At 45.1% G+C, this 25978-nt stretch carries 21 protein-coding genes; 7 read left to right on the top strand and 14 right to left on the bottom strand.

Annotated features, from left to right (window positions below):
* Positions 1-10: 10 nt before the first annotated feature.
* Positions 11-2269, bottom strand: coding sequence for a DNA internalization-related competence protein ComEC/Rec2 (locus MTR11_RS05595; RefSeq protein ID WP_243327115.1), 2259 nt, complete (start codon positions 2267-2269; stop codon positions 11-13).
* An 8-nt stretch (positions 2270-2277) separates the two neighbouring features.
* Here MTR11_RS05595 and MTR11_RS05590 point away from each other — a divergent pair, with 8 nt between their 5' ends.
* Positions 2278-2787, top strand: coding sequence for a DUF2062 domain-containing protein (locus tag MTR11_RS05590; RefSeq protein ID WP_006742150.1), 510 nt, complete (start codon positions 2278-2280; stop codon positions 2785-2787).
* A 148-nt stretch (positions 2788-2935) separates the two neighbouring features.
* Here the strand turns inward: MTR11_RS05590 and lolE are convergent, their stop codons facing one another.
* The 3 genes from lolE to lolC are packed head-to-tail and all read right to left on the bottom strand — an operon-like array spanning position 2936 to position 6091.
* Complete coding sequence (gene lolE / locus MTR11_RS05585; RefSeq protein ID WP_243327114.1) at positions 2936-4180, bottom strand: lipoprotein-releasing ABC transporter permease subunit LolE; 1245 nt, start codon at positions 4178-4180, stop codon at positions 2936-2938.
* Between the two features lie 2 nt (positions 4181-4182).
* Positions 4183-4890: a lipoprotein-releasing ABC transporter ATP-binding protein LolD gene (gene lolD, locus MTR11_RS05580; protein WP_046874713.1), complete on the bottom strand. Its 708-nt coding sequence runs from the start codon at positions 4888-4890 to the stop codon at positions 4183-4185.
* Complete coding sequence (gene lolC / locus MTR11_RS05575) at positions 4883-6091, bottom strand: lipoprotein-releasing ABC transporter permease subunit LolC (RefSeq protein WP_186437864.1); 1209 nt, start codon at positions 6089-6091, stop codon at positions 4883-4885. The genes lolD and lolC overlap by 8 nt, the downstream gene beginning before the upstream one ends.
* 249 nt (positions 6092-6340) lie before the next feature.
* Between lolC and MTR11_RS05570 the strand changes: the two genes are divergently transcribed.
* The 4 genes from MTR11_RS05570 (at position 6341) to MTR11_RS05555 (ending at position 11867) form a co-directional block, all read left to right on the top strand.
* Complete coding sequence (locus MTR11_RS05570) at positions 6341-6910, top strand: PilZ domain-containing protein (RefSeq protein WP_243327113.1); 570 nt, start codon at positions 6341-6343, stop codon at positions 6908-6910.
* A gap of 5 nt (positions 6911-6915) precedes the next feature.
* Positions 6916-10377, top strand: coding sequence for a transcription-repair coupling factor (gene mfd, locus MTR11_RS05565; RefSeq protein ID WP_243327112.1), 3462 nt, complete (start codon positions 6916-6918; stop codon positions 10375-10377).
* A gap of 7 nt (positions 10378-10384) precedes the next feature.
* Positions 10385-11155 (top strand): peptidoglycan binding protein CsiV, encoded by a 771-nt coding sequence (locus MTR11_RS05560; RefSeq protein ID WP_074191059.1) that lies wholly within the window; start codon positions 10385-10387, stop codon positions 11153-11155.
* A 163-nt stretch (positions 11156-11318) separates the two neighbouring features.
* Entirely contained in the window at positions 11319-11867 is a 549-nt protein-coding gene (locus MTR11_RS05555) for a GNAT family N-acetyltransferase (protein WP_243327111.1), read from the top strand.
* An 84-nt stretch (positions 11868-11951) separates the two neighbouring features.
* On the opposite strand, the gene MTR11_RS05550 is transcribed toward MTR11_RS05555, so the two are convergent.
* The 7 genes from MTR11_RS05550 to hinT all read right to left on the bottom strand — a co-directional run bounded on the left by MTR11_RS05550 (position 11952) and on the right by hinT (position 18170).
* Positions 11952-13241, bottom strand: coding sequence for an NAD(P)/FAD-dependent oxidoreductase (locus tag MTR11_RS05550; protein WP_243327110.1), 1290 nt, complete (start codon positions 13239-13241; stop codon positions 11952-11954).
* Positions 13242-13780: 539 nt separating this feature from the next.
* A complete protein-coding gene (gene ycfP, locus MTR11_RS05545) occupies positions 13781-14320 on the bottom strand; it encodes an alpha/beta hydrolase YcfP (protein ID WP_012842003.1) in 540 nt (179 codons plus the stop codon).
* A gap of 75 nt (positions 14321-14395) precedes the next feature.
* A complete protein-coding gene (gene thiK, locus MTR11_RS05540; RefSeq protein WP_199803818.1) occupies positions 14396-15277 on the bottom strand; it encodes a thiamine kinase in 882 nt (293 codons plus the stop codon).
* A gap of 24 nt (positions 15278-15301) precedes the next feature.
* On the bottom strand, positions 15302-15892 hold the full coding sequence (lpoB, locus tag MTR11_RS05535; protein ID WP_005378467.1) for a penicillin-binding protein activator LpoB: 591 nt from the start codon (positions 15890-15892) through the stop codon (positions 15302-15304).
* A gap of 66 nt (positions 15893-15958) precedes the next feature.
* On the bottom strand, positions 15959-16351 hold the full coding sequence (locus MTR11_RS05530; protein ID WP_005390620.1) for a YcfL family protein: 393 nt from the start codon (positions 16349-16351) through the stop codon (positions 15959-15961).
* Positions 16351-17748, bottom strand: coding sequence for a COG3014 family protein (locus MTR11_RS05525; protein WP_243327109.1), 1398 nt, complete (start codon positions 17746-17748; stop codon positions 16351-16353). The genes MTR11_RS05530 and MTR11_RS05525 overlap by 1 nt, the downstream gene beginning before the upstream one ends.
* A gap of 71 nt (positions 17749-17819) precedes the next feature.
* Complete coding sequence (hinT, locus tag MTR11_RS05520) at positions 17820-18170, bottom strand: purine nucleoside phosphoramidase (RefSeq protein ID WP_005390611.1); 351 nt, start codon at positions 18168-18170, stop codon at positions 17820-17822.
* Between the two features lie 267 nt (positions 18171-18437).
* On the opposite strand from hinT, the gene MTR11_RS05515 reads away from it, so the two are divergent.
* Positions 18438-20429 carry a methyl-accepting chemotaxis protein gene (locus MTR11_RS05515; RefSeq protein ID WP_237308497.1) on the top strand — a complete coding sequence of 664 codons (1992 nt, stop codon included), beginning with the start codon at positions 18438-18440 and terminating at the stop codon, positions 20427-20429.
* 163 nt (positions 20430-20592) lie between these two features.
* The gene (locus MTR11_RS05510; protein WP_005390608.1) at positions 20593-21753 is read left to right on the top strand and encodes a DUF1887 family protein; all 1161 of its coding nucleotides are present in this window, start codon (positions 20593-20595) and stop codon (positions 21751-21753) included.
* A 155-nt stretch (positions 21754-21908) separates the two neighbouring features.
* Here MTR11_RS05510 and udp read toward each other — a convergent pair whose 3' ends face one another.
* The 3 genes from udp to MTR11_RS05495 form a co-directional block, all read right to left on the bottom strand.
* On the bottom strand, positions 21909-22667 hold the full coding sequence (gene udp / locus MTR11_RS05505) for a uridine phosphorylase (protein ID WP_243327108.1): 759 nt from the start codon (positions 22665-22667) through the stop codon (positions 21909-21911).
* Between the two features lie 305 nt (positions 22668-22972).
* The gene (locus MTR11_RS05500) at positions 22973-25279 is read right to left on the bottom strand and encodes a zinc/cadmium/mercury/lead-transporting ATPase (protein WP_243327107.1); all 2307 of its coding nucleotides are present in this window, start codon (positions 25277-25279) and stop codon (positions 22973-22975) included.
* 179 nt (positions 25280-25458) lie between these two features.
* Positions 25459-25878, bottom strand: coding sequence for a CBS domain-containing protein (locus tag MTR11_RS05495; RefSeq protein ID WP_005390603.1), 420 nt, complete (start codon positions 25876-25878; stop codon positions 25459-25461).
* Positions 25879-25978 lie beyond the last annotated feature (100 nt).

Genomic DNA, 25978 nt, shown 5'->3' with positions numbered 1-25978 from the left:
ATTAAGACTCTCATTCTACTCCCTTACGCAGCATCTGCCTATACCAAGGCTCAAATGTATCGCTACGTTTGGTTTCTGAGCGCCAATTATCACGGTGAATAGAGAAGCTTACCTGACCATATTCCCCAGTATCAAGCCAAGTAATGTCAAGCTTGCGATATGCTGCAACAACATGTTCTGCCGGCATTCCCCATTGATTATTTTTTGCCAAAGAAGCAACGGCCACACTCGGGTTTACCGCCTCAATAAAGCGAGGATTCGACGAACTTTTACTACCATGATGAGGGACCAACATCACATCACTTTTTAACTTTTCAGGCTCCCTGAGCAAGATCCACTCGCTAATGGTCTCAATATCACCAGTAAAAAGCATACTGAACATAGAAATAGGGTCGGTAAGACGTAGTACACAGGAGTGCGGATTATATGCACGTTGAACAAGAGCAGGAGGCCAAAGTACTTCTATATTTAACCCTTGCCATTTCCAATGATCGCCGCGAGTACAAGACTCATATCCGATAAAGTTTTGGCTACTGAGTTTGCGCTGTGGCGAAAAGGCATCTTCAATGAACAAGCGCCCTCCTGCATGGTCATTGTCGGAATGGCTGAGGATCATCGTATCGATGCTTTCATAACCTCGTTGATGCAAGACCGGAGTGACGACCTGCTCCGCAATACTGCCATTTTGCCATGCTTTACCTGTGTCATAGAGCAACACTTTATCGTCTTTTTCTACAATCACCGCAAGGCCATGGCCCACATCTAGTACATCAATGCGCCAATGTTGCTGATCATATTCCGATGTGAGCTTAATACTAATTACAATGCCAAGTAACAAACACCACGCGTACTGAAACATGAATCGTTGAAACACCAAGCAAACAATTCCCGCCAGAATCAACCCTGTCATTTCTATACTAATGGGTTGCCAGGAGCCTATCGCGTACTGAATTGACGTGCTCAATGGCTGCAATGACCAGTCCACCAACTGCCACAGAGACTTTGCTATCATTTCAAGAAATAAAGATGAGAACAGGGCCAGAAACATCAAAGGCACAACGATAAATCCGAACCAAGGAATAAACGCCAAGTTGTATGCAATTGATGACAAACTGAAACCAGAAAAGTAATAGCCACTAATAGGCACGATTAACACACTCAACATCAATTGAGTAAGCAATAGCACTTTTAACTTCGCCTTCCAGCCCCCGTTTTGATGCCGAATCAAATTGATTGCAAACAGCACTGCGCAAACTGACAAATACGATAACCAAAAACTCATGCTATACGATGCAAAAGGTTGAACAAGCAGTTGTAGCGCTACCGCGAGCAAAAGTACCCGCCAGGAAGCCCAGTGCACTAAGGTATATTTGAGAACGACGTAAATAACACATACAGACACCGCGCGGGTAGTAGGTAATGAGAAGTCCGCTAACCAAGCATAGGCAACGGCAAACATCAGCCCACATAAGCTAGGCAATAGCTGGTATTGAGGTAACGCATAACGAATGGCACCGCCCACCACTACCCCAAAAGTAAACGCCATACCAATATGTAAGCCCGAAATCGAGACCAAGTGCAGTAAACCACTGTCTCTGAGTGCTTGCCAATCCTCCTTAGATAACCAAGAGCGATCGGCAAAAACTAACGCATTTATTAACGAGAAATGATGAAGGGAGGACACATCCTCCGAAACATCAGCGATAATGGCTTGGCGCAAAGATGTAGTAGAACGAATAATCCAGGTAACATCCTTGTTAACAACACCGCGTGCGATAATACTTTTACCCATTGCGTGCTTTTCAGCGTCAAAACCAGCTTCGTTGCGTAGGCCTGTAATCGGCTTTAACGAGACGGATGTCGTAAACTCACTGTTAACATCGAGTGGAAAAGGCGTAATAAGACGGATTTTAGGTTTAAGAAAAGGTAACAGAGTTTGAGAATTTACCTTTTTTAGAGCCACAATGCCTTCATATCCGTGACTTATTTGCGTAAAAGGGCTGTCAACTTTACCAATTATGGTAATATTCTCCCCTGCTTGAAAAAGGGCTTGTCTCTGAGACTCCAATACATTGCCGTGGACGATGACAACCATAAAGCCCGCAATTGCGCCTATGCTAATTAAGCCACGACGTAATTTGATTATTGAGCCAGTGGTTATTATTCCCAGCAGCAGCCAACGCCAATCTGGTATTGTCGGCCACCAAGCTGACGAAATTACGCTCGCTACAAATAACGCCAAGGTCCAACTTTTTTCTGAGAGAGTCATGCTGTCCTATGCCTAGAAAGCTGATAAAACGCTTCATGCCAGATCATGAATTGATCAAACGCCAAAAAGCATTGAAGGTCTTCGGCAATGTGTTGTACAACCCGAACTTGTGGTGTTTAAATCGTCGCTCGGCGTCTGGGGCTTTTGCTGTCGGGTTATTTATGGCATTTGTTCCGCTACCAAGCCAAATGATCATGGCTGCAGGTTTGGCAATCATGCTTGGCGTCAATTTACCTCTCTCCGTCGCTTTGGTATGGATAAGCAACCCCATCACCATGCCTGTGTTATTTTATTTTGCGTATAAGCTTGGCGCTTTAGTGATGCATGTTCCTCCGCAACCTTTCCACTTTGAACTTTCGTGGGAATTCATCATGCAACAGATGAGCACTATTGGCCCTCCATTCTTATTAGGCTGTGCTATCTGTGGTGTCATATCCGCGATTATTGGCTACTTCGGCATTAGAGGACTTTGGCGCTACTCAGTGGTTCGGAGTTGGCAAAAACGCAAAATAAGATAAGACGTTACTGCATAAAAATCAGCATTTGCGCTATCAGTTGAGGGGCACCTAACAGTTAGAATGAAACACGATGTCGCTCAAGTTGGATAAATACAAAAAAGGACCGAATTCGGTCCTTTTTGCTTTTCTCGTATTGTAAAACGGTTGGTTATTTAGAACTCAGCACCGCTGCCGGATTTAACTTCGCGGCGCGAGAAGCGGGGTACCACGTTGCAAGCAAACTCAAAACGATCGCCGTCACCGACACCAATGCTACGTCTGGCCAGTGTAACTGTGATGGTAAGAAGTCGACGAAGTAAATATCACCCGATAAAAACTGATGACCGATTAAACTCTCTAACCCTTTAATTAACGGAGTCAGGTTTAACGCCACTAAGACACCAATAACACTGCCGACGAGACTGCCAAATACACCAGAGAACACGCCTTGCCAAACAAAGATACGTTTGATTAGGCTATCTTTTGCTCCCATTGTTCGCAAAATTGCAATTTCTGCGGCTCGATCTTTCACTGCCATCATCAGCGTAGACACAATGTTAAAACATGCCACACCAATCACGAGTACCATCACCAAGTACATAATGGTGCGTACGAGCTGAATATCGCGATACAAAAAACCAAACTTTTGCTGCCATCTTTTCAAATACACGTAAACATCCACCATGCTACCTACCTCACGAACAATAGAAGGCGCATTGAGAACATCATCCGTTTTTAGTGAAATGCCAGTGACCCCTTCCCCTAACCTCGCGTATTGCTGAGCATCCGCTAATGGCACTAACGCTAAAGAATGGTCGATTTGGCCATTCAACGTTAAGAACCCAGACACCTTCACGCGCACACGCTTGGGAGCCTGCACTTTGTTTGCGCCGCCTGTTTGCGGAATCATCAACGTAATGTAATCCCCCACGGCGACATTTAGCTCGTTTGCAACACCTCGGCCTAAGATCACTTGCTTCTGACCGGCATAAAAGTTTTGCCAAGCTTCTTGGTCAATAAAATTCGATAAGCTCGACACCGCTTGCTCGAAAGTAGGCTCTACGCCACGAACTTCTATCGCTTTTAGCTTACTGCCTTTTTCTGCTAACCCCGTAAAACGAACGTACGGCGCTGCCGCAACAACATCTTCATGGTTTAGGGCTTGATTCATCGTTTTGGTGTAGTTATGAAGCGGACCATTAACGCCTTCCAACTCACCGTGTGGAATCACAGACAACACACGTGATTGCAGCTCGCGCTCAAAGCCATTCATTGCAGAAAGACCGATAATGATCACGGCTACACCAACCGCAATGCCAATCGTTGAAGAAAGCGAAATGAAAGACACCATCTTGTTGCGCTTTTTCGCTCGACTGAAGCGACCACCAATCATCAATGCTAAAGATGAAAACAAAATTAGCCCTCCGCAGATGCTGTATCAGTCACAAAACGATCTACGAGCAAACCATCTTGCATGTGCATTTGACGATCCATTTTCGCCGCCAGCTCTTTATCATGCGTGACAACCAAAAATGCAATGTTTGACTCTTTATTGAGCTCGCGCATCAAATCATAGATAGACAGTGCCGTATTATGATCTAAGTTCCCCGTAGGTTCATCGGCCAAAACCAGATCAGGCTTATTCACCAATGCACGCGCAATCGCAACACGCTGACGCTCACCGCCCGATAACTCAGAGGGTCTGTGTTGCATCCGATGACTCAAACCCACTTTATCTAACAGCGCTTTAGCCGCCTGTTTTGCATCCGTTACTTTAGCGCCGCCAATCATCAGTGGCATCGCCACGTTTTCAAGCGCAGTAAAATCAGCTAACAAGTGATGGAACTGGTATACAAAACCAAGGTGCTTGTTGCGTAAAGCCGCCTGTTTATTCGAACTTAAAGCCGATAGGTTTTGCCCTAGAAAATCAACTTCACCATGAGTTGCGTCATCTAACGCCCCTAAAATATGCAATAAGGTACTTTTTCCAGAACCAGAAGAGCCAACAATAGAAACCAGCTCCCCTTTATCGATATCGAAACTTACGCCTTTCAACACTTCCGTATCTAACGAACCCTCTCGGTAGACTTTACGAATATCACGACATTCTAATAGCTTATTCATAGCGAAGTGCCTCAGCAGGTTTAACAGAAGATGCTCGATAAGAAGGATAAAGCGTAGCAGCGAGGCTAAGAGCAATCGCCAACACCACCACTAAAAGAATTTGCAGTGAATCAATCAAAATAGGTAGATGGCCACCGAAACTGAATAGCGCCACACCGGCAGATTCAAGAATCGCATTCAGGTTAAGTGACAAGATCACGCCCGCAGCGCCACCGACAATCGCGCCAATTACACCGCTGCTCGCCCCTTGTACCATGAAAATGGTCATCACTTGAGATTGAGTCATGCCTTGAGTTTTCAATATTGCGACTTCTGATTGTTTCTCCATCACCACCATGATTAAGGCGGAGATAATATTGAATGCAGCAACGCCCACTATCAGACCTAGCATGAGTCCCATCATGTTCTTTTCCATTTTCACCGCTTGGAAAAGCTCACCACGCTGCTCGCGCCAATCACTCCATTGCCACCCGTCAGGCATGGGTTGATCAGCAAAATCCGTCACCATAAATGGATCAGAGAAAAAGACACGCCAACCAGAAACCGTGTCTTTCGGAAAACGCATCAGCTTAGATGCATCCGTCATGTTAACAATCATTAATTGACCATCAACGTCCGATCCCGTATTGAAAATACCAGCGACAGTAAAATTGCGCTGGCTAGGAATACGGCCAAGTGGGGTAAACTGCGTCGCGTTGGTCACCATTAAGCGCACTTTATCCCCCATTGATACCTTTAGCGAGCGCGCCAAGCTATGACCTAAAAAGACGTTGTAATCGCCCGCTTGAAGTGACGATAATCGCCCAGCAATCAAATGGTTGCTAATCGGATCGCCTTTCTTTGGTTCAATGCCAATGAGATAACCTGCCGTCAGTTGCGCAGAACTCTGAATTACAGCCTCTCCACGAACGATAGGCTCCGGTTCAGATTCACTCGACATCGCTTGAACAAATGAAGGGGCAGACTCGGTCAACGGCGTTTTTCCACCGTGTTGTGAAACAACAGCGTGAGGCAGCACACCTAAAATGCGCTCTTTTAACTGCGATTCGAACCCATTCATCACAGAAAGAACCGTCACCAACGCCATTACACCGATCGTAATACCCGCCGTCGACATATAAGAAACAAATCGGCTGAACCTATCCCCAGAGCGTCCCCGAAGATATCTCAAACCAATAAATAATGAGATAGGATGATACATATAAGACAAACCAACTGGTTGTTTTGATATAAAGCTTTAGCAGATTATCTTACCTTACTCTTCTCATTAAGAAGACAAGAGAATCGCTAAATTTGTCAACGACATGCAATAAGTCTGTATTTAGGGCAAAAAGTTCAAGGACAAATCAGGTAAACTTGATAACTTCATTCAGTTAGCGATAATCAGTGCCCTACTTCTCTTTGTTTTTTGAGTGAACAGGGAGCGCTCGCTGGCAAAAGGACCGACTATATGACAGAGCAAGAATACTTTACCGTCCATCATAATCTCACTATCAACGTCGAAACGTTGAGTGCGGATTTTGCTTTGCCAGATGAAGAAACCTTTGTCTCCGAAATTCCAGCACCGTTTATTGTTGCCAGCGAATTTAGCCATCTAGATATGTTGGCAGACAATGCACGTCTAGAGCTAAAAAACAAAGATTTAAAGCATGTGATTAACTTGCTTGATACGCAAAACGCGAAACTTAACCTCTTGTTGAGCTTTATGCTTTCACAACAAGATGACGCATCCATTCGATATCAAACGACGCAGTTTGGTGCTAGCCAACTCAGTTACCGTTCAGATACAGCGCTATCAGCCCAACAACTCGTTCGTGTTAAACTGTTTCTCGATCATCCTGCTGCAGCGATTTACGGTTACGCTCAAGTAGAAGAATGTGAGGCTTCAGAGCAAGATTTCATTATCACTCTTAGATATAAGATGCTACGTGAATCTGACCAAGATTTGCTGATAAAAGCGGCACTATATCAACAACAAAAACTTTTACGTCAGCGCTCGATGGAGCGAGATAAAAAATAACTCCTATGACAAAAGCAACGATTCTTTCCGTCACCAATCCTTCTGAGCGTGGCGACCAAAAACAGCTAGGTAATTTACCGGGCGCAGCTCTACCTCTAGCTATTGCTGAGCTAGCCAAGCAGCATTCGAGTCACTCGCTACTCGTCGTGCCTGACCCGCAAATCGCTTTAAAACTTCAAGCGGAGATTGAACAATTCACCGACCAAACAGTAAGCCTGTTCCCCGACTGGGAAACGCTGCCTTACGATAACTTTTCTCCGCATCAAGAAATCATCTCTGAACGTATCGCACGCCTATACCAACTGCCAAGTCAACGTGATGGCATAACCATCGTCCCGGTCAGTACAGTATTGCAACGCCAATCGCCACGTGATTTTCTGTTGCAACACACTTTAATGGTGAAAACTGGTGATCGAATCTCGCTAGAGAAGTTACGTGTACAACTTGAAAATTCGGGCTACCGCCACGTAGACCAAGTATTTGGGCCAGGTGAATACGCAAGCCGTGGGTCGATTCTGGATCTCTTTCCTATGGGTAGCGATGACCCGTATCGCATCGACTTCTTTGATGATGAGATAGATACCATTCGCACGTTTGATCCAGAGAACCAACGCTCTATCGACGATATTCAGCAAATCCAATTGCTGCCTGCACATGAATTCCCAACCACTAAAGAAGCGATTGAGGATTTTCGTACACGTTGGCGCACCCAATTTGAAGCACGCCGAGAGCCAGAGTCGATCTACATGCAAGTGACCAAAGGCACTTGGCCCGCGGGTATTGAGTATTGGCAACCGCTGTTTTTTGACCATACCGAGACTTTATTTGAATATTTGCCAGAAGACTCTCAAGTCATCACATATGGTGATATTGAATCTGCGGTCGATACTTTCTTAACCGATGTCGAATATCGGTACGACCAGAAAAAAGTTGATCCACTACGTCCTCTTTTGACTCCTGAACAACTTTGGCTGAAAAAAGACGAACTCTTCAGCCAACTAAAACAGCTCCCTATGGCTCAATTGAGCCTAGAGAAAGTGGTTAAGCGTGCTGGTCGTCAAAACCTACCAGTACAATCGTTAGCCGAGCTTGGCGTTCAGCAACAAAATAAAGAACCGCTTTCGCGTCTTCGTCAATTCAGTGAGCAATTCAGCGGCAAAATTGTTTTCTCGGTAGAGTCAGAAGGTCGTCGTGAAGCACTAACGGAACTGTTGCAAGGCATCAAAGTTCGCCCAGTCGTACATGGCTCACTTTACCAAGCTCTAGATTCGGGTGATCGCTTCAGTTTGATCTTAGGCGCTGCAGAGCATGGTTTCATTCACGAAGACCTGAACTTCGCTCTGATCTGTGAAAGTGATCTACTTGGTGACCGCGTTATCCAGCGACGCCGCAAAGATAAAAAAGCAGTCAACAGTGACACCGTTATTCGCCACCTTGCGGAATTGAAACCCGGTCAACCCGTGGTTCATATTGATCACGGTATTGGCCGCTACATCGGTTTACAAACACTTGAAGCCGGTGGCATGAAAACGGAATACGTCACCCTTGAGTATCAAAACGATGCCAAGCTCTACGTACCAGTTTCATCACTAAACCTTATTAGCCGTTATTCAGGCGGTGCTGAAGAAAGTGCACCACTGCATAAATTGGGTGGCGAGGCTTGGGCAAAAGCACGTCGTAAAGCGGCAGAAAAAGTGCGTGATGTCGCGGCCGAGTTGCTGGATGTTTACGCTAAGCGAGAGTTAAAACCTGGCTTCAAATTTGAGCTAGATCGTGGGCAATACGCAACGTTTAAAGCAACGTTCCCATTTGAAGAAACGGATGACCAAGCGATGGCCATCAATGCCGTCTTGTCAGACATGTGCCAAGCAAAAGCGATGGATCGCCTAGTGTGTGGTGACGTGGGCTTTGGTAAAACAGAAGTCGCTATGCGCGCAGCATTTGTCGCAACGGATAACAGTAAACAGGTCGCCGTACTCGTACCGACAACCCTGCTTGCTCAGCAGCATTTCGAAAACTTCCGTGACCGTTTTGCCAACTTACCAATCCGAGTTGAAGTACTGTCTCGTTTTAAATCGGCCAAAGAACAAAAAGCCATTTTGCAAGACGTTGCAGATGGTAAAGTCGATATTGTCGTCGGTACGCATAAGCTGCTTTCAAGCGACATTAAATTCAAAGATTTAGGTTTGTTGATCGTTGATGAGGAACACCGCTTCGGGGTTCGTCAAAAAGAAAAAGTCAAAGCAATGCGTGCGGATGTGGATATTCTTACCCTCACCGCAACACCAATTCCACGTACCTTGAATATGGCCATGAGTGGCATGCGCGATCTGTCGATCATCGCGACACCTCCAGCGCGTCGTTTAGCCATCAAAACCTTTGTTCGTCAAAGAGAAGAATCTGTGGTCCGTGAGGCGGTACTGCGTGAAATCATGCGTGGTGGTCAGGTTTACTTCCTGCACAATCAGGTAGAGACTATCGAGAAAACTGCGGAAGACTTGCAAAAGCTGATTCCTGAAGCACGAATTACCGTGGCACATGGTCAAATGCGTGAGCGCGAACTGGAGCGCATCATGAATGATTTCTACCACCAGCGCTTTAATGTGTTGGTGTGTACAACGATCATCGAGACCGGTATCGACGTACCAACGGCGAATACCATTATTATGGATCGTGCAGACAACCTTGGTTTAGCGCAACTGCACCAATTGCGTGGCCGTGTTGGACGCTCTCATCATCAAGCCTATGCTTACTTATTAACGCCACATCCAAAAGCCATGACCAAAGATGCTATCAAGCGTCTTGATGCGATTGCTTCACTGGAAGACTTAGGCGCAGGCTTTACTCTAGCAACTCACGACTTGGAAATCCGTGGGGCTGGTGAACTGCTTGGTGACGAGCAAAGTGGGCAAATTCAATCGGTTGGTTTTACACTGTACATGGAAATGCTGGAACAAGCAGTCCAAGCATTGAAAGAAGGTAAAGAACCTTCTTTGGACGAGCTGCTTCGTGAACAAACTGAAGTTGAAATGCGAATCCCAGCGCTCTTGCCAGACGATTACATCCCGGATGTGAATACACGACTGTCGATGTACAAACGTATTGCGAGCGTTACGAGTGGTGAAGAACTCTCAGAGCTCAAAGTGGAACTTATCGATCGATTTGGACTGCTTCCAGACGCGACGAAGAACTTACTTGCTGTCTCAGAATTGAAAATTTCGGCTGGTAGCCTAAAAGTGAAAAAGATAGAAGCCCATGATAAAGGTGGATTTATCGAGTTTTACCCTGATGCTGACATAAATCCAGCGTATTTGGTTAAACTGCTGCAATCACAGCCGCAAAAATTTGCAATGGAAGGTCCAACTAAGTTCAAGTTTAGCGTACCATTGGCGGACCGACGTAAACGCATTCAGTTTGTTCAAGACTTACTGAATGATTTTAAACAGAATTTATTACCAACGAGCTAATAGTCGAATGAGAATACTGATCCCGTTATTGCTTCTATGTGTCTCAATGCCTTCTTGGGCACAACGTCAATTTGATATTGAAGTGATCATTTTCAAGCGAGCAGTCGACGCTGAAAGCACCACTGAATCTTGGCCGAATCAACTGCCAAAAATCGATATGGAAAATGTCGGCAGCTTAGAGAGTGAATCATACCGTCGCTCTAAAGGTGTAACACTACTGCCACGCTCATCTTTCCGCCTGAATGCGCAAGAAGCAGCATTAAACAACCACGCTGGGTTTAAAGTGCTTAAACACGTAGCATGGCGTCAAGGTGACCGAGGCAAATCTAGCGCCCCAATTTTCCGTATTGTTGGTGGACGAGATTTCTCTGATTCTTATCACGCAGATGGTAGTCCAATCAATGGCAGTACTCAGACATTTTCCACTGACGGTTACAGTGAGGAGACAGTCAACGGTCCTTTGTATGAACTAGACGGTCGATTCCAAATTTACGTGCAGCATTATCTATTCGCTGAAACGACACTAGACCTGCGCGAGCCAAGTGTTAGAGAAGTGCGTTTTGAACCAACTTCAACCGAGCAATTGGCGGATGATTTAGGTGAGGTCGATGGTAATGTTCAAGTGGGTAACTTGGCGGAAATCTCTCCTACTATAACAGAAGAAAAGTTCCTCAAGAGCTATCGAATGGATCAAAAACGCCGTATGCGTAGTAGTGAGACTCATTACCTAGACAACCCATTGATGGGCATGATCATTCAAGTTCGTCGCGTTCGATAAGCACGAGTGATTCAACAAAGCGCAGCATTTGCTGCGCTTTGTTTTTATCTGTTATGTCCTCAGTTATTCCTAACCAACGCAGAGCAAGGAAAATAACTGCGTTACAGTATGAAATAGACAGTTTTCAAATTACTTACACTCAACATGGAAGTCGTATCAGTTCATGAGTCCAGATTTTGAAATCATTGCGCCCCGCTTAGCGCTCAAGCTCATCCCTTCTGAAGAAGCTCACTTACTACAACGTTTGCTTGCAGAATCCCCTTCCCTACACCAGTGGCTAGATTGGTGTAATCAAAACGTTACGCTGAAAGATGCACAGGACTTCCTGTTGGCAACCCGACTTAACTGGGTACAAACAGAAGCTTTCGGTTTCGGTATCTATGAGCGACAAAGTAACACTCTAGTAGGAATGGCCGCCGTAAACGAGTTATATCACACGTTTAATATGGCAAGTATTGGCTACTGGGTTGCTGACCGCTATCAACGACAGGGCTATGCTCAAGAAGCCGTTAGAGCCTTGGCTGAATTCTGCTTTGCAAAGCTGAGTTTAACTCGACTGGAAATTGTCTGTGACCCCGACAACGAAGCAAGCCAAACCTTAATTGAGTCAGTCGGTGCACAAAAAGAAACCATCGCCAGAAACCGGTTTATTTTTCATGGTAAGCCTAAGGATGGCGTTGTGTACTCACTTTTACCGGCAGATCTAACATAAATAAAAAGCCACCGACTTGCGGTGGCTTTTTATATTTCGAAGATACAGCATCCGCGCAATCCGCGTAGATGTGAATTTGGCGTCTTAGTGAAGCTTAAGGTTTGGACGCAGTACTCGGTTGATACGACCCACGAGCATCATCAGTCCGGTTTTAAATACGCCGTGCAACGCCATCAGGTGCATTCGATATAACGAGATATAAACGACACGTGCAATACGGCCTTCTACCATCATCGACCCTTTGGTTAGGTTGCCCATCAAGCTACCAACGGTAGAGAAACGGCTTAGAGACACCAATGAGCCGTGATCTTTATACACATAGTCTTTCAGCTCGCGTCCGTTGATCTTCGCAACGATGTTGCTGAATGCTTGGCTTGCCATTTGGTGCGCAGCTTGCGCACGTGGTGGAACAAACGAACCATCAGCCTGAGTACATTGTGCTAAGTCACCAATAACGAAAATGTCATCATCACGCGTCGTTTGTAGTGTATTTTTCACTACCAGCTGGTTGATACGGTTCGTTTCTAAACCAGCGATATCTCTAATAAAATCTGGTGCTTTAATACCCGCAGCCCAAACCATGATTTGTGCCGGGATCTTCTCACCATCTTTCGTGGTGAGGCCATCTTTTTCAGCTTTAGTCACCATGGTTGCCGTGCGTACATTTACGCCCAACTTCACCAGCTCCTGATGAGCAGCAGCCGAAATACGTGGAGGAAGCGCAGGTAGAATACGCTCACCCGCTTCAATCAGGTTGACGTTCAGCTTGCTAGAGTCAAGATCGCCAAAGCCGTAAGTACGCAGCTCTTTAACGGCATTGTGTAGTTCTGCAGATAGCTCAACGCCAGTTGCACCAGCACCAACAATGGCGATATCCACCGTACCGTTACCGTTTTTCGCGTGCAGTTTTAGGAACTCATTGTTCATTTCTGTGCGGAAACGGTGCGCTTGTTCTGGACTGTCTAGGAAAATACAGTTCTCACGAACGCCAGGAGTGTTGAAGTCGTTTGATGTTGAACCAATCGCCATGACCAGAATGTCGTATTCTAGCTCGCGGCTTGGCATCAGAAGCTCACCATGCTCATCTTTAAGCTCACTTAAGATGATCACTTTACGTTCGCGGTCGATGTCTTGAAGGCTACCCATTTGGAAGTCGAAGCTGTGGTTTTTTGCATGAGCTCGATAACTCAGAGCATCCACCCCTTCGTCCAAAGAGCCAGTTGCAACTTCATGCAATAATGGCTTCCACAAGTGGCTCGCTTTACGATCTACTAGCGTAATTTGCGCACGGTTCTTGCGACCTAGAGTTCGGCCAAGCTTAGTTGCCAACTCAAGACCACCAGCACCGCCGCCTACAACGATAATGCGTGTCACAATGATTTTCCTCTACAAAAATGAATATATGGGGTTCAGCTCGACATATGGTTCACAGGCATGCTGTGCCATACATCCAACCGATGAATTCTTGGTTCTTAGAGGTGTCTCAATTTATTTGGATTAAAAACTGCTGCCTAATTTTATTCTTTATCTATCAATAACTTGTTAGGAATCAGCATATTTGTCTGGTACGCATACGACGCCAGAGATTTTTGGGCAAGTTTATTACTCGCTCTCAATTTTTTTTGATATTTATCAAATTATTTTAGTCTGGTTCATTATATAGAGACGTACTTTGAAGGCAACCAAAATCCGTGTGACGAGTACGGATTGACTACTTTTCGACTACTCTACAACAAGGTATTCGTGCCACATAGGATGGAAGTAAGAAAACGGTAAGGAGAACACAATAATCTAAGCGCTAAACCAAAAAAATGAGGCCTTTAAAGAGAAAGGGACTCGGCATACTCACAAGAGGGGGTCGCAGCAAAGCAGCCGATAAAAAATGCCGCTTTACTGTTCACACTCAAACACTCTTAAGTATTTTTAAATGCCTTCATCGCTTGTAAATGGTGAGAGATCTTTTTGAACTTGTGGGACTGCGTTTCGTCCCAAATGATTTGATAGTATTTTTCTAACTCAGCTGCAGTTTTCGCATTGTCATGCACTTCATCATCTTTGGATAAAATCACTAAGCAGTGCGCCTGATTTTTCGCTCGGAACTGATCAACACATTTTGTTGCGATATCTTCGTACTCTTCTGGGCGATCGATTCGACCAGCCATCGTTTTTTCTGGGTGCAAGTTCGGGTTAAACATCACTTGTTTGATACCGCATAGAAAACCAATTCGTTCAGACCAATAACCACCTAAACCAACCCCACAGATTAACGGGTTTGGATCATCAGATTGATCGATAACTTTAGACACCTCTTTTAACAAGTGTTGCATGTCGTGCTTTGGGTGAAGGGTGCTGTAATTAATAAAACGAACGTCGTCGTCGATGAACTGCAGTTGAAGAACTTTTTCGTGGTTACCCGGGCTTGTACTGTCAAAGCCGTGTAAGTAAATAATCATGTGTACCTCTCCCTGTGTGTATCTGGTACTTTTATTAAAACTACCACTATTTCCTTACTGTTAAAGGGGAAAATATCACGAGTTCTCAAAACAGTGATCTTCCATACACAATGAGCCTTTCAACTCATACGCACTGTTTAAGTATTGCTCATCTCCCCACAATTTATAGGCCAGTAAATACCAAAGCATCGCCATCACTAGGGTTCTTGGCTGCCACGCCTGTACACCACTTAACCAAAGAGACGCATCTTCGATACCTCGAATTTGGCAATACTGTTTCACCGCCTCTTCCACAGGTGCATCCGCGACTTGAATAGTCAAGGTCAAATCAAGCCTAGGGTCAGCAATACCAGCATACTCCCAATCAATGACTTTCACCCCACTCTCCCCCCGAACGAGGTTGTAACACCCCAGATCAAAGTGACAAAGAGCTAGTGGAACCGGCGCTACACTCGGTTCCGTGCGCCACTTCATGTATAGAGCCTCAAACTCCGTATCCGCATACTGACCATCAAGCTCAAGCCAATAATGATCGATGCGAGAAATATAAGAAAATGGAACCAAAGGGAGCGCGCTGATCGGGTGCTGATGAATGGTCGCCGCAATGGATAATAAATCTCTTACTGGTAGCCCTACATCCGAAAGTGCTTGCCCTTCGATCCATTCCACCAGTAAACCTTGCTCGTGGATAAACACTGGCTTAGGACCAATTTCTAATGAAGAGATAGCATTCAGAACTTGATATTCATTGTGGCGAGAAATTGAAAAAGCCTTGCAAACATTACTGGTCGGTCGCCAGATGTATACAAGGCCTTGAGAGGATTCCAACCGCCAACAACGGTTGGTTAGCCCCCCGGTAACGGTTTGAACTTTTACCGGAGGCTCAGTAAAGAAGCCATCGAGAGCATTAAGACTCGGATCTAACTGTTTTGCTTGTTGCCAAGAAAACCATGCCATTGATGACTTCTCCATCAGTATCGATTAAAGACCGAATAAGCTCTTCGATTGCGCTTTACGAATTTCCGTTTCATCCGCCCACTCAATCAAGCCTGTTTCTAGGTCCATTAGGCGCATGGTCATCTTGTAGTATACATCTTTATCGCTACCTGCATTTTTGACTATGCTAGATAGGTTACCGTAAAGCATGTATTGCGCACCCACCATTTTACCAAATTGGATCGCTGTGCTTTGGTTAACCAGCTCATCCGTGTTTTGGAAGTTAAGCTGTTCACGCACAGACTCAACACGATCCATATCAACAAAGCGGAACTTACCAGAGTTCAGCATCTTAGTAGAAATAGTGTCGGTAATGGATTCAGTGTCAATGTGTTCACTGGTCTTGTTCTTAATTCGCTCAACAAAAACGATAGGACGTTGATCACGAGTAATTGCTGCTACAGAACCCGACATCATCATGCTATCAACCATTTCAGCCGCGATTTTTTGTAAATCTGTTGAGCCAAAATCGATAGTCGTGGTTTCTGTTGCTTGCGCATCGCCGTAAGAGACTTTGTTAGAACAGCCACCCAAAATGACGGCAAGACCTAAAAGAGCAATAATACTTTTTTTCATGAGAGTTCCTTAGTTTTTCAATACCAGCGCATCGTTAGCGCGGCAGCTTCGGCAAAGCCGTTAAGATTAATTGTCTTGTGCTTCTCTAATTTGAACACGGAATTTGGTGCCATTTGGATTCACAGTAACTTCAGATAACGTGACTTGCTCAAACCCTCGCACAATCATTTTGCGCCATGGGCCAGGCTTGGTATTCACTTCTAAACCATTATTGTCATACCAATAGAAGCGGTAAAGAATGTGCTGGTCACCTTTATAGTTACTGCTTAGTTGCACCACTCCACGTGGACGATCATCAACGTAAGTGGTGGTGATGTTGTCAACTAATAAGCGACTACCCAAAACGTTATCATTAAAAAATACTTTTTGCGTTTGACCATCAATTCGAATACCAGCCGTGTTTTCGGCGCATCCAACTAAACCAATAGCCATTGCTAAACAAATAAGCCATGCTTTCATTACAGTCTCCCTAGCTGTTTATGCCACACGGTTGAGTGCGTTCCCTGACGAGAGACCCATACCAATGTAGTCTGCTGTGCAGGCACTTCAAACTGATAGGTTTGATCACCCAAGTTTAAACTTTGTGTTCCCGGTTTCACGACTTTTGATGCCGTTTTCACTTGCGCTGGTAATGTTTGCCAACTTCTCGTATCCGGCTGCTCGGTCAATGTGTTCCATACATTGAAAAGTATGTTACCCACATCATCACCTTTTTTCGCCGCCTCTTTTCGGATTCGATCTTTTGCCCAAACGCGAAGAGCTTGACGGATCACCATTGTAGTCAGACGTTCATTAAGATCGTTTTGTGCCATCGCATTAACATCAGTCAGCGTGCTAGAAGGCAATACCTGACCATTTAAAACCACATCGCTAAAACGTTGAGCACCCCGATTCGGATAATAAGGAAGCGCCAACGAATAAATGGCCCCATTATCGCGACTGTCGTAAATCGGTAGATCAATACGCCAACCTTTCAAAGCCTCCACAACGCCTTGTTCATCAATAACGATGACTCGACCTTGAGACTGAGTTAACCCAGAAGGTGCTTTACCATACCGTTTCTCTAGAATGCGTAAGTCTTCACGCATGCCTAGTTTCTTAGCGGCGTACAACGTGCTTTCAACAACTTGTTTGTTGTCTGGCATCACAGCGAGTGCTCGTCGGTAATCAACATAAGCACTGTTTAAATCTCGTGACGCTTCATATAACAAGCCAGAAAGATAGAACAAATAGCCGTTTTGTACTGCGCTTAGTTTTTTACCAGCATCAGGGTAGCTCGCCAACACACTGCCTAAATTGGCAGACATGCCTTGCTTTTTCAGGTCTTTTTCTGCTGCTTTTAGTTCTTTTTCACGCGCCTTTCTTGCCGCTTCCTGAACTTGATTGGCTCGACGCACTTCAACAAGCGCCCCTTCCAAATCGTTTTTCTGTAAATAGTTTAGCCCGAGATAAAGGTGCAGAAAGCCAAGTTCATAATCGGCGGGATGATAATCTTGGAGATTGTCGTTCACTGCGAGAGAGCCGACGCTCGTTGCCGTTTCTGACACAGAAATAGTCGCGCGATCTTGCTGAACACGAACGGCACGATCACCATTTTCCAGCGCTTTCAAACTTGTCGGGTAATCTTCAGCAAGAAAAGAAATACGGCCCTTTTCAAAGTTGCCAAGTATCTCGCCACCCACTTCGCTCGATTGAAGTTGTTTCGCTTTCGCATATTCCCCTGCAACAACGGCTTGATAAACTTCTTGATTCTGGTTGCTGTAGTGACTAAACAGATTGCCCGCAGACAAATTCGCGCAGCCAGAGGCCATTAAAGCCCAGCTCATCAGCCCTAACAGCTTTACACCTAGTTTCACATTTATCTCCACAAATGTGTCATTCGACAGGAAAAAGAAGTGGGTGAACTGCGCCACCCACTTTTTAAAGCTTAGCTCAATACCATTGGACCTAGAGGACGACCGCCTAATAGGTGCATGTGAATATGGTAAACCTCTTGGCCACCGTGCGGGTTACAATTAACGATCAGGCGATAGCCGTCTTCCGCAATGCCTTCCTCTTTCGCCAGTTTTTTAGCAACAGTGAACAAACGCCCCATCATTGCTTCATCTTCAGCTTCAACATCATTCGTTGTTGGGATCAATTTATTCGGAATAATGAGAATATGGCTCGGTGTGCGCGGGTTAATATCGCGAAACGCAGTCACCAACTCATCTTGATAAAGAATATCGGCAGGGATTTCCTTACGAATAATTTTACTAAAGATCGTTTCTTCCGCCATGAGGACTCCATTTTATAAAGGTAATTAGACCCCAATTAGTATGCGCCAACCAAAAGCGGAGCTCAATAAAAACAGTGTTCACTTAACATTATTAATCAAACGCTAATTAACGAAGCTTTTTTTGTCGTGTGCGTCATAAAATGCGCGTCACAAACTCAATACAATCCAATGAATTTTGTTACTTTTTTAAGACAATTATTATTTTTATACCCAAGTAAGCTCAAAATTCTTGGGTAGCTTGTCTATTTTGGGAGAGGAAGCTCACTTATGCGAGGTTCAGTTATTAAAAGGATGTATGCGGGTTTTGCTCTGATCATCATCCTATTTGCCGTCACAATTGCCATTATGATGGGAGGAATGAGTGATATTCACGGGAAGTTTGGCACCGTGTCTAAATCATCCCTACCACTGGTATCGTTATCTAACCAAACCAGTGTTGAACTGCTTTCTGCCGACAAATCGTTTAAAGATTTTCTGACGACAGAGAATAAACAACGCATGGATGAAATGCGTCAGGAATTTGCTAGATCTCAACAACGTTTCGAATCCACTTTGGGTCAACTGGAAACTGCGAGCCAAATCTATCCCTCTCTTGCCGAACCGTTTTCACAATTAAAAGCGTTAGAGCAGAGCTATTTTACTGAAGCTCTTGAAGCCATGGACAACTACGAAGCGATGTTCGCTGCGCAAGAAAAAGTGCAAAAATCGTCACGTCGCTTCCAAAAGCTGAATACCGAGTTGTCGGTCGGCCTTAAAGAATATGTGGCAGATCAAACCAGCATTTCTGTCAAAGTCATGGCGAAGAGTTACTTCATTAAGCTAAAAGATGCCGAAGTGATAACCTCTGATGCCCTCGCCAGCTCTGATCCTGAGTTTGTTACGCAAGCCGTGACCAAAAACCGAAAAGCAGTGACTCATTTGAACTATGCTTTCCGTGGTTTAGTTACTCAATTACCTGAACTAAAAACAGCGTTTGGTGAGTCGGTAGAACAATTCACACGCGACGTGGGAATGCGTGGAGGTGTCTTAGACCAGCACAATAATTACCTCAATGCTCGTGCAGCGCTATACAACAACATCGCCAACCTAGCGAATAAAGTTGATTCAACCATGGCGATTCTTGAGCAATTTACGACAACCGCAACGGATAAACTTAATGAATCGTTAGCAGACGCTGGTGACATTTATTCTGCGGGTGTGACAAAAGCCATCATCATTGGCGTTGTTGTCGTGTTACTTGCCACAGCGATTGGCTACCACATCGCGCATAGCGTTCGCGAACCATTGACTCGTATTCTAAAAGTGCTTGAAAGCCTGACTGAAGGTGACATGACACAACGTATCGATATTCGCTATAACAACGAGTTCAGCCGAGTGAGTGGACACATTAACTCACTCGCCGACAGCCTTCACGAGATCTTAGTGAAACTCAACGAAGCGTCAGAGAACCTATCTTCGACCGCAGCAACAAACGAAAGCACGTCTTCGCAAGCGCAAAGCAAATTAAGCTCACAACGCGAGCAAACAGCAAACGTTGCGACCGCAATGACGGAAATGTCTCACTCAGTGCAAGAAGTCGCTCAAAGTGCACAAGGTTCACTAGAAATGGTGCAGCGTGTCGAATCTGCCTCAGAAGAAGGCAGAAATGTTATGAGCAGCAATATCTCGACCATAAATCAACTGGAAACGCGTTTGAACGAATCCGTTTCCGCTGTCTCTGAACTGCAAAAAATGAGTGGTCAAATTGGTTCTATCCTCGATGTGATTCGCAACATTGCTGAACAAACTAACCTATTGGCATTGAATGCAGCAATTGAAGCGGCTCGCGCTGGCGAACAAGGTCGCGGCTTTGCGGTAGTGGCCGATGAGGTGCGTGTGCTTGCATCCAGAACCACTCAGTCCACCACTGAAATTGAATCGATGATCAGTAATCTGCAATCCAGCTCTCAGTCAGCAAATCAAGTGATACAAAGCTGCATGAGCGATATGGAGATGTCTGTTGAGCAAGCATCAAAAGCGAACAGCTCAATGGAAGAGATTCAAGCGCTAATCATCGAAATCAGCCAAATGAGTACGCATATTTCGCAAGCGGCAGCAGAGCAAAGTGAAACCTCAGCAGACATTGCACGCAGTATTGAAGATATCAATAGTATCGCCGATGAAAGCTTCCAAGCTATGTCGAGCATCGCACAGACCAGTGAATCCCTGACTCACTTGGCTCATCAGCAGAATGAATTGGTTCACCGCTTTAAGTTATAAATAATTTATAAATTTGAGCATTAATTAGTGCAATCAACTGTATAAGGGCGACTTTTTGTTAAGTCGCCCTTGTTTTTTATCAGCCATGTCTACATATGATTAATATGGCCAGCTCATCCCCTTGCACATCTCTTTTCGAGCGGCCTCATAAAAAGGAAAATCTATGGCTGTTCATGTTGGTATTATCGACCAAGACCCAGTGAGATTGGTCACTCCTCTATTAGATAATCGTACGCTAAGCACACATATCGTCTTCATCGGAGACAAGAGCCAGTTAGATATATTTGACCGACTGAGTGCCGTTTTAGAGCAACGAGACATTACTTCCGAATTTTTTGAAATCCCATCCGCCGTCAATACTTCGCTGATCAAACAAGCGATTCAAAAACTGGCAAAAGATCTCCATGAACGCGGCGAAGATGTGAAATTAAACGCCAGTTGCGGTCTTCGTCATCGCTTATTGTCTGTGTACGAGGTTTTCCGTACCTATCGCTGGCCAATTTTTGTGGTTGAGCCAAGTAGCGATAAGCTTTGCTGGTTATACCCAGATGGCAAAGAAGATACTCAAGTCGAAGACCACATTACGATTGCTGACTACCTCACTATCTTCGGCGCACGCGGCGAGTTCCACCACGTTGATTTACCTCCTCTTCTTGATAAAAAACTGTATGAACTTGGTGAACGCTGGGCCTCAAATGCGCTTGAGCTTGGTCCAGGCTTAGCGACTCTTAACTACCTTGCAACCACATGCCGCAAAGAGCAGAAACTTGATGTGGAGCTTTCTGAAAAGCAACAAGGCTACCGTGAGCTCAACATGCTGCTTTCGGACTTAGTGGAAGCGCAAATCGCCACTTATGAGAATGGCGTTCTAACGTTTGCAGATGAAGATGCACGCCGCTTTTCAAACGGTGAATGGTTAGAGACTCTGGTACACAGCACGGTCAAGCAAATTCAAGATACGATGCCGACGATTCAAGATCGCTCTTTGAATGTTCAGGTTTATCGCAAACTTGGTGAAAGTGAAGTACGCAATGAGTTGGATGTTGCAACAGTGGTAAACAACAAGCTCCACATCATTGAGTGTAAAACCAAAGGCATGCGAGATGACGGCGATGACACCTTGTACAAGCTAGAATCCCTCAGAGATCTACTAGGTGGTTTACAAGCACGTGCAATGCTGGTGAGCTTCCGACCGCTTCGTCACAATGACATTACTCGTGCAGAAGATTTGGGGCTAGCTCTGATTGGCCCTGATGAGCTTAAAGACTTAAGAACGCACCTAACGGCTTGGTTTAAAGACGCAGGTGGCTCGGACGAGATCTAGTATCAGTGATAAAAGCTAGAATTCAAAATGATCAAAAGCAGCGTTACAGGCTGCTTTTTTCATACCTAATTTTTAAGTGTGGTTTAGATAGATAGAAAAAAACCAGAGGCGTGCCTCTGGTTTTTCCGTTTGTTTAAAATGCCAATTATCGCGGCTTACAGCATTTTACGCGCTGCTTCTACTACCACCTTAATTGAACGAGCTTCCGTCTCTTTCAGAGTTGAATGATCTGGAATCTCTTTTTGTGTACGGTTGATGATTACACCCGCTACACAACCTGCTTTTAGACCAGAGCTCGCACACATTGTTAGCAATGTTGCAGACTCCATCTCAAAGTTAAGTACGCCCATGTCTTGCCATTCTTGCATAGAACCTTGGAAACGCTTAACAACGCGACCAGAGAACGTGTCGTAGCGTTCTTGACCTGGGTAGAACGTATCACTTGAAGCCGTCACACCCATGTGAACCGCAGCGCCAGACTCTTCTACTGCCTCTTTCATTGCAGTTGCTACTTCAAAGTCAGCAACTGCTGGGAATTCCATTGGCGCAAAGTGCAGGCTCGCACCGTCAAGGCGAACTGACCCCGTCGTTACGATCATGTCACCTACGTTTACATGCGGTTGAATTGCGCCAGTTGTACCAACACGTAGGAAAGTACGAACACCAAGTTGCGCGAGTTCCTCAACTGCGATAGAGGTAGAAGGGCCACCAATACCTGTAGAACAAACCACAACAGGTTTACCGTCTAATTCGGCACGGTATAGCGTGTATTCACGGTGACTTGCTAGAAATACTGGGTTTTCCATTTGTTCTGCGATTTTTTGAACGCGCGCTGGATCACCAGGAATGATGGCTAGAGTCGCACCATTAAGATCAGCTTCAGTAACACCTAAATGAAATACAGCTTGAGACATAAGTCGCTCCTTATTGTGGCTTATTTTATGAACAATAAGCTCATTAATCAGTTATTGGGTACAAATGCACTGTAGCGAACCTTTCACCAACATAGAGTGATCATAATCACAATGAGAAAATGTAATGAAACTATAATTTCATCCAAAACAAGCAATGATCACACTTTTAGAGAGTTTGGCTCATTTTGTTGCATAGCGATGCGTGATTTCAAAAACAAACTAGACATCTTATTGAATTTCGTCGACACGGTTAAAAAAGCCCGAGACACGAATGCCTCGGGCTTTTTATTAGCTAGTTAGGTAGGTCACTTGGCCTGCTTGGACTCAAAACGGAGCAATCTCAACGCATTTAACGTAACCAGTGCAGTTGCGCCGCTGTCGGCTAATACTGCCACCCATAGACCCGTAATGCCCAGTAAACTTGTCACCAAGAAAACGCCTTTCAAACCAAGCGCTAACGCAACATTCTGACGAATATTGCTTAACGTCGCACGCGATAGTTCTATCATGGCAGGTAACTCAATCAGACGATTGTGCGTTAATGCCGCGTCGGCCGTTTCCAGCGCAACATCCGTACCGCCTCCCATCGCAATACCGATACTCGAAGCTTTCATCGCTGGCGCATCATTAATACCATCTCCCACCATTGCAACGGTGTGTTGCTGTGATAGTTTCTCGACGTAATGCACTTTATCTGCTGGTAATAAGCTTGCTTTATAATCCAAGCCTATTCTGGTCGCCATTGCTTCAGCACTTCTCGGGTTGTCACCGGTTAGCATCACCGACGTTATCCCAAGCTCCTTCAACGTAGCGATAGCTTCTTGGGCATCTGGGCGCAATGTATCTTGCCATGCGATCACGCCAATGACCTCGTAATCGTAACGCACAATAACAACCGTTTTACCTTGTTGTTCCAACGTCACCACTCGCTCTTCGGTTTCTTGAGAAAGTGGGAAATCGGCCTTAGAAGGCGTGACTACTTGGACTATTTTCCCATCGACGTAACCAGTGACACCAGAGCCCACTTGTGCGGTTTTATCTAGCGCTTCAGGAATAGGAAGCCCCTGCTTTTGCACTTTATTAACTAAAGAAACCGCTAGAGGGTGGCATGAGCCAACTTCGATTGAGGCTGTCAGACTAAGTAACTTGTCTTCATCTACACCGAAAGCAAAGACGTCGGTCACCTGTGGTTTACCTTGCGTCAATGTACCGGTTTTATCAAATGCGACGGACTCAACCTTACCAAGCAACTCAAGCGCCGCACCACCTTTGATTAATGCCCCCCGCTTCGCCGCAGCCGCCAAGCCAGAAGTAATCGCTGCAGGCGTTGAAATAACCAACGCACACGGACAGGCGATCAGTAACAGGGCAAGTCCTCGATAAATCCACGTTTCCCATGGTTGAGCAAACAACAATGGTGGCGTGACGATAACCATCAAGGACACCAACATCATCAGCGGCGTATACCAACGGCTGAATTTATCCAGAAAACGTTCTAATGGTGCCTTACGAGATTCTGCTTCTTCAATCAAATGGAGAATTCGGTCAATCGCATTCTCGCCTTGGCGAGAGGTCACCTGTAAACGAACGACTTTATCGACAACCACAGCCCCGGCCATCACTTTGCCACCCGTTTGGTGCTCAACGGGAACGGATTCTCCCGTTAACGCGCTTTCGTCAAAACTTGCAAGCGCATCTTGCAACACACCATCCGCTGGCAAACGACCACCGGGGGCAACTTCTATAATATCCCCCGGCTTAAGCTGAGCTGCAGGCACCTCTTTACGCTCACCATCAACAATTAAAATTGAATTTTCTGGGACTAAGTCCATTAGCGCTTGGACACCACTTCGAGCGCGGGATGATGCATATGCTTCTAACTTTTCACCAATAAGGAAAAGCAATAACACCATTGCCGCTTCAGCGGTTTCACCTAAATATAAAGCGCCGAGCGCTGCCACACTCATTAACGTTTCAATCGCAAAAGGCGTACCGCTACGCGCCAACTTGAACGCTTTAAGCGCAATTGGGTATAAACCCAGTAAACAGGTCAACGTGAATAACCAAGTACTTATTTGAGGGTCGATCTTAGAAATTATTGCCGCGACAACCATCGCACTAGCAATAGAGAGAATTTGAATGTTGTCTTTTACTACCCCACGCCAGCCCTTCGTTGCGGTATTTGGTTTTGGAGCATCGAGTGAAGAAAGCGGAAAACCTGTTTGTTGGGCTGTATGCTCTATCGTAGAGGTCAGCTCGCGATCGTCAAAATCAACAACCAGTTTTTCTGTTGCAAATAAGACTTTTGCTTGGTTAACACCTTCCAAAGACGTAATAGCCTTCTCAAGCTTTTGCGCACATGAAGGGCAATCCATACCTGACACAAGCCACGAGTTTCGAATTGAGGAATCACTCTCCCTTGAGGGCTCTTCTTCCTCACCAGGGTCGGCGCTACAACTCCCTCCGCTGCAACATGAACTTTCGGACACTTCTACGCCAGCTTGAGAAATGTTGAGTGAAGATTTTACTGGTGCGCAGCACGACTCGCTCGCGCCAAGCGGCACCGCAGTTTTGATTTTGCTAGATTGGCAACCTTGATGTTTCGTACACATAATTTATTTTCCTTATTGGTGTAGGCTCTTTGCCTATGACTAAGGATAAACCTTAGAGCTAGCTCCAAGGTCAAGGTGATTTTTTAAAAACTCATCGATTGAAAATAAAAAAAGACGCCGAAGCGTCTTTCCAAATGACTTATTTAAAATCAAGCACCTATGATATTTGTTCAGAAAGGTTAAACTGGATGCTTAAAACACTCATTTAAAGTCATCCCGATGGCGCGCAGCACATCTCGCCTAGTGATAACGCCAACCAATTTACCTTTGCCGTCAACCACTGGATACATTTTTGGCTTACCAATCTTCATCATGTCAGCCAACTCAATCACTGACATGTCTGGAGAAACAGATAAAACATCGTCATGCATACACTCTTGAACGGTATGCGTATCTTGGCAGTGATAACTCGCTTTCACCAATTTATCTAACAAGTCTTGCTCTGATAAGAATCCAACTACCTTTTCATTCTCATCAATGACGGGGCCACCTAATGTGACGCTTTGCATGACTTTATTCAAAGCAGCCGAAAGTGACATATCTTTAGTGAAGGTCACCGCTTGCAACGTCATGTAATCTTTTACTTTTAATGAATGCATTCTTATCTCCTTAAGGGCATTTTATTGCGGCCTTTAGATAAGTGTCGCCTAATTTCCTGAATTTACTAAATGGAAATGAGTAATTTTATTTATAGGTGCA

The sequence above is a fragment of the Vibrio sp. CCB-PB317 genome (assembly GCF_022808245.1).
GTDB lineage: Bacteria > Pseudomonadota > Gammaproteobacteria > Enterobacterales > Vibrionaceae > Vibrio > Vibrio diabolicus.
This window is presented reverse-complemented; position numbering and strand designations above follow the sequence as displayed.

What these genes read in the sequence shown, in the direction of transcription:
- MTR11_RS05595 (WP_243327115.1), bottom strand. Translation starts at nt 2,269, where the DNA reads ATGACTCTCTCAGAAAAAAGTTGGACCTTGGCGTTATTTGTAGCGAGC.
- MTR11_RS05590 (WP_006742150.1), top strand. Translation starts at nt 2,278, where the DNA reads ATGCCTAGAAAGCTGATAAAACGCTTCATGCCAGATCATGAATTGATC.
- lolD (WP_046874713.1), bottom strand. Translation starts at nt 4,890, where the DNA reads ATGAATAAGCTATTAGAATGTCGTGATATTCGTAAAGTCTACCGAGAG.
- lolC (WP_186437864.1), bottom strand. Translation starts at nt 6,091, where the DNA reads ATGTATCATCCTATCTCATTATTTATTGGTTTGAGATATCTTCGGGGA.
- MTR11_RS05570 (WP_243327113.1), top strand. Translation starts at nt 6,341, where the DNA reads ATGACAGAGCAAGAATACTTTACCGTCCATCATAATCTCACTATCAAC.
- mfd (WP_243327112.1), top strand. Translation starts at nt 6,916, where the DNA reads ATGACAAAAGCAACGATTCTTTCCGTCACCAATCCTTCTGAGCGTGGC.
- MTR11_RS05560 (WP_074191059.1), top strand. Translation starts at nt 10,385, where the DNA reads ATGAGAATACTGATCCCGTTATTGCTTCTATGTGTCTCAATGCCTTCT.
- MTR11_RS05555 (WP_243327111.1), top strand. Translation starts at nt 11,319, where the DNA reads ATGAGTCCAGATTTTGAAATCATTGCGCCCCGCTTAGCGCTCAAGCTC.
- ycfP (WP_012842003.1), bottom strand. Translation starts at nt 14,320, where the DNA reads ATGATTATTTACTTACACGGCTTTGACAGTACAAGCCCGGGTAACCAC.
- thiK (WP_199803818.1), bottom strand. Translation starts at nt 15,277, where the DNA reads ATGGCATGGTTTTCTTGGCAACAAGCAAAACAGTTAGATCCGAGTCTT.
- lpoB (WP_005378467.1), bottom strand. Translation starts at nt 15,892, where the DNA reads ATGAAAAAAAGTATTATTGCTCTTTTAGGTCTTGCCGTCATTTTGGGT.
- MTR11_RS05530 (WP_005390620.1), bottom strand. Translation starts at nt 16,351, where the DNA reads ATGAAAGCATGGCTTATTTGTTTAGCAATGGCTATTGGTTTAGTTGGA.
- hinT (WP_005390611.1), bottom strand. Translation starts at nt 18,170, where the DNA reads ATGGCGGAAGAAACGATCTTTAGTAAAATTATTCGTAAGGAAATCCCT.
- MTR11_RS05515 (WP_237308497.1), top strand. Translation starts at nt 18,438, where the DNA reads ATGCGAGGTTCAGTTATTAAAAGGATGTATGCGGGTTTTGCTCTGATC.
- MTR11_RS05510 (WP_005390608.1), top strand. Translation starts at nt 20,593, where the DNA reads ATGGCTGTTCATGTTGGTATTATCGACCAAGACCCAGTGAGATTGGTC.
- udp (WP_243327108.1), bottom strand. Translation starts at nt 22,667, where the DNA reads ATGTCTCAAGCTGTATTTCATTTAGGTGTTACTGAAGCTGATCTTAAT.
- MTR11_RS05500 (WP_243327107.1), bottom strand. Translation starts at nt 25,279, where the DNA reads ATGTGTACGAAACATCAAGGTTGCCAATCTAGCAAAATCAAAACTGCG.
- MTR11_RS05495 (WP_005390603.1), bottom strand. Translation starts at nt 25,878, where the DNA reads ATGCATTCATTAAAAGTAAAAGATTACATGACGTTGCAAGCGGTGACC.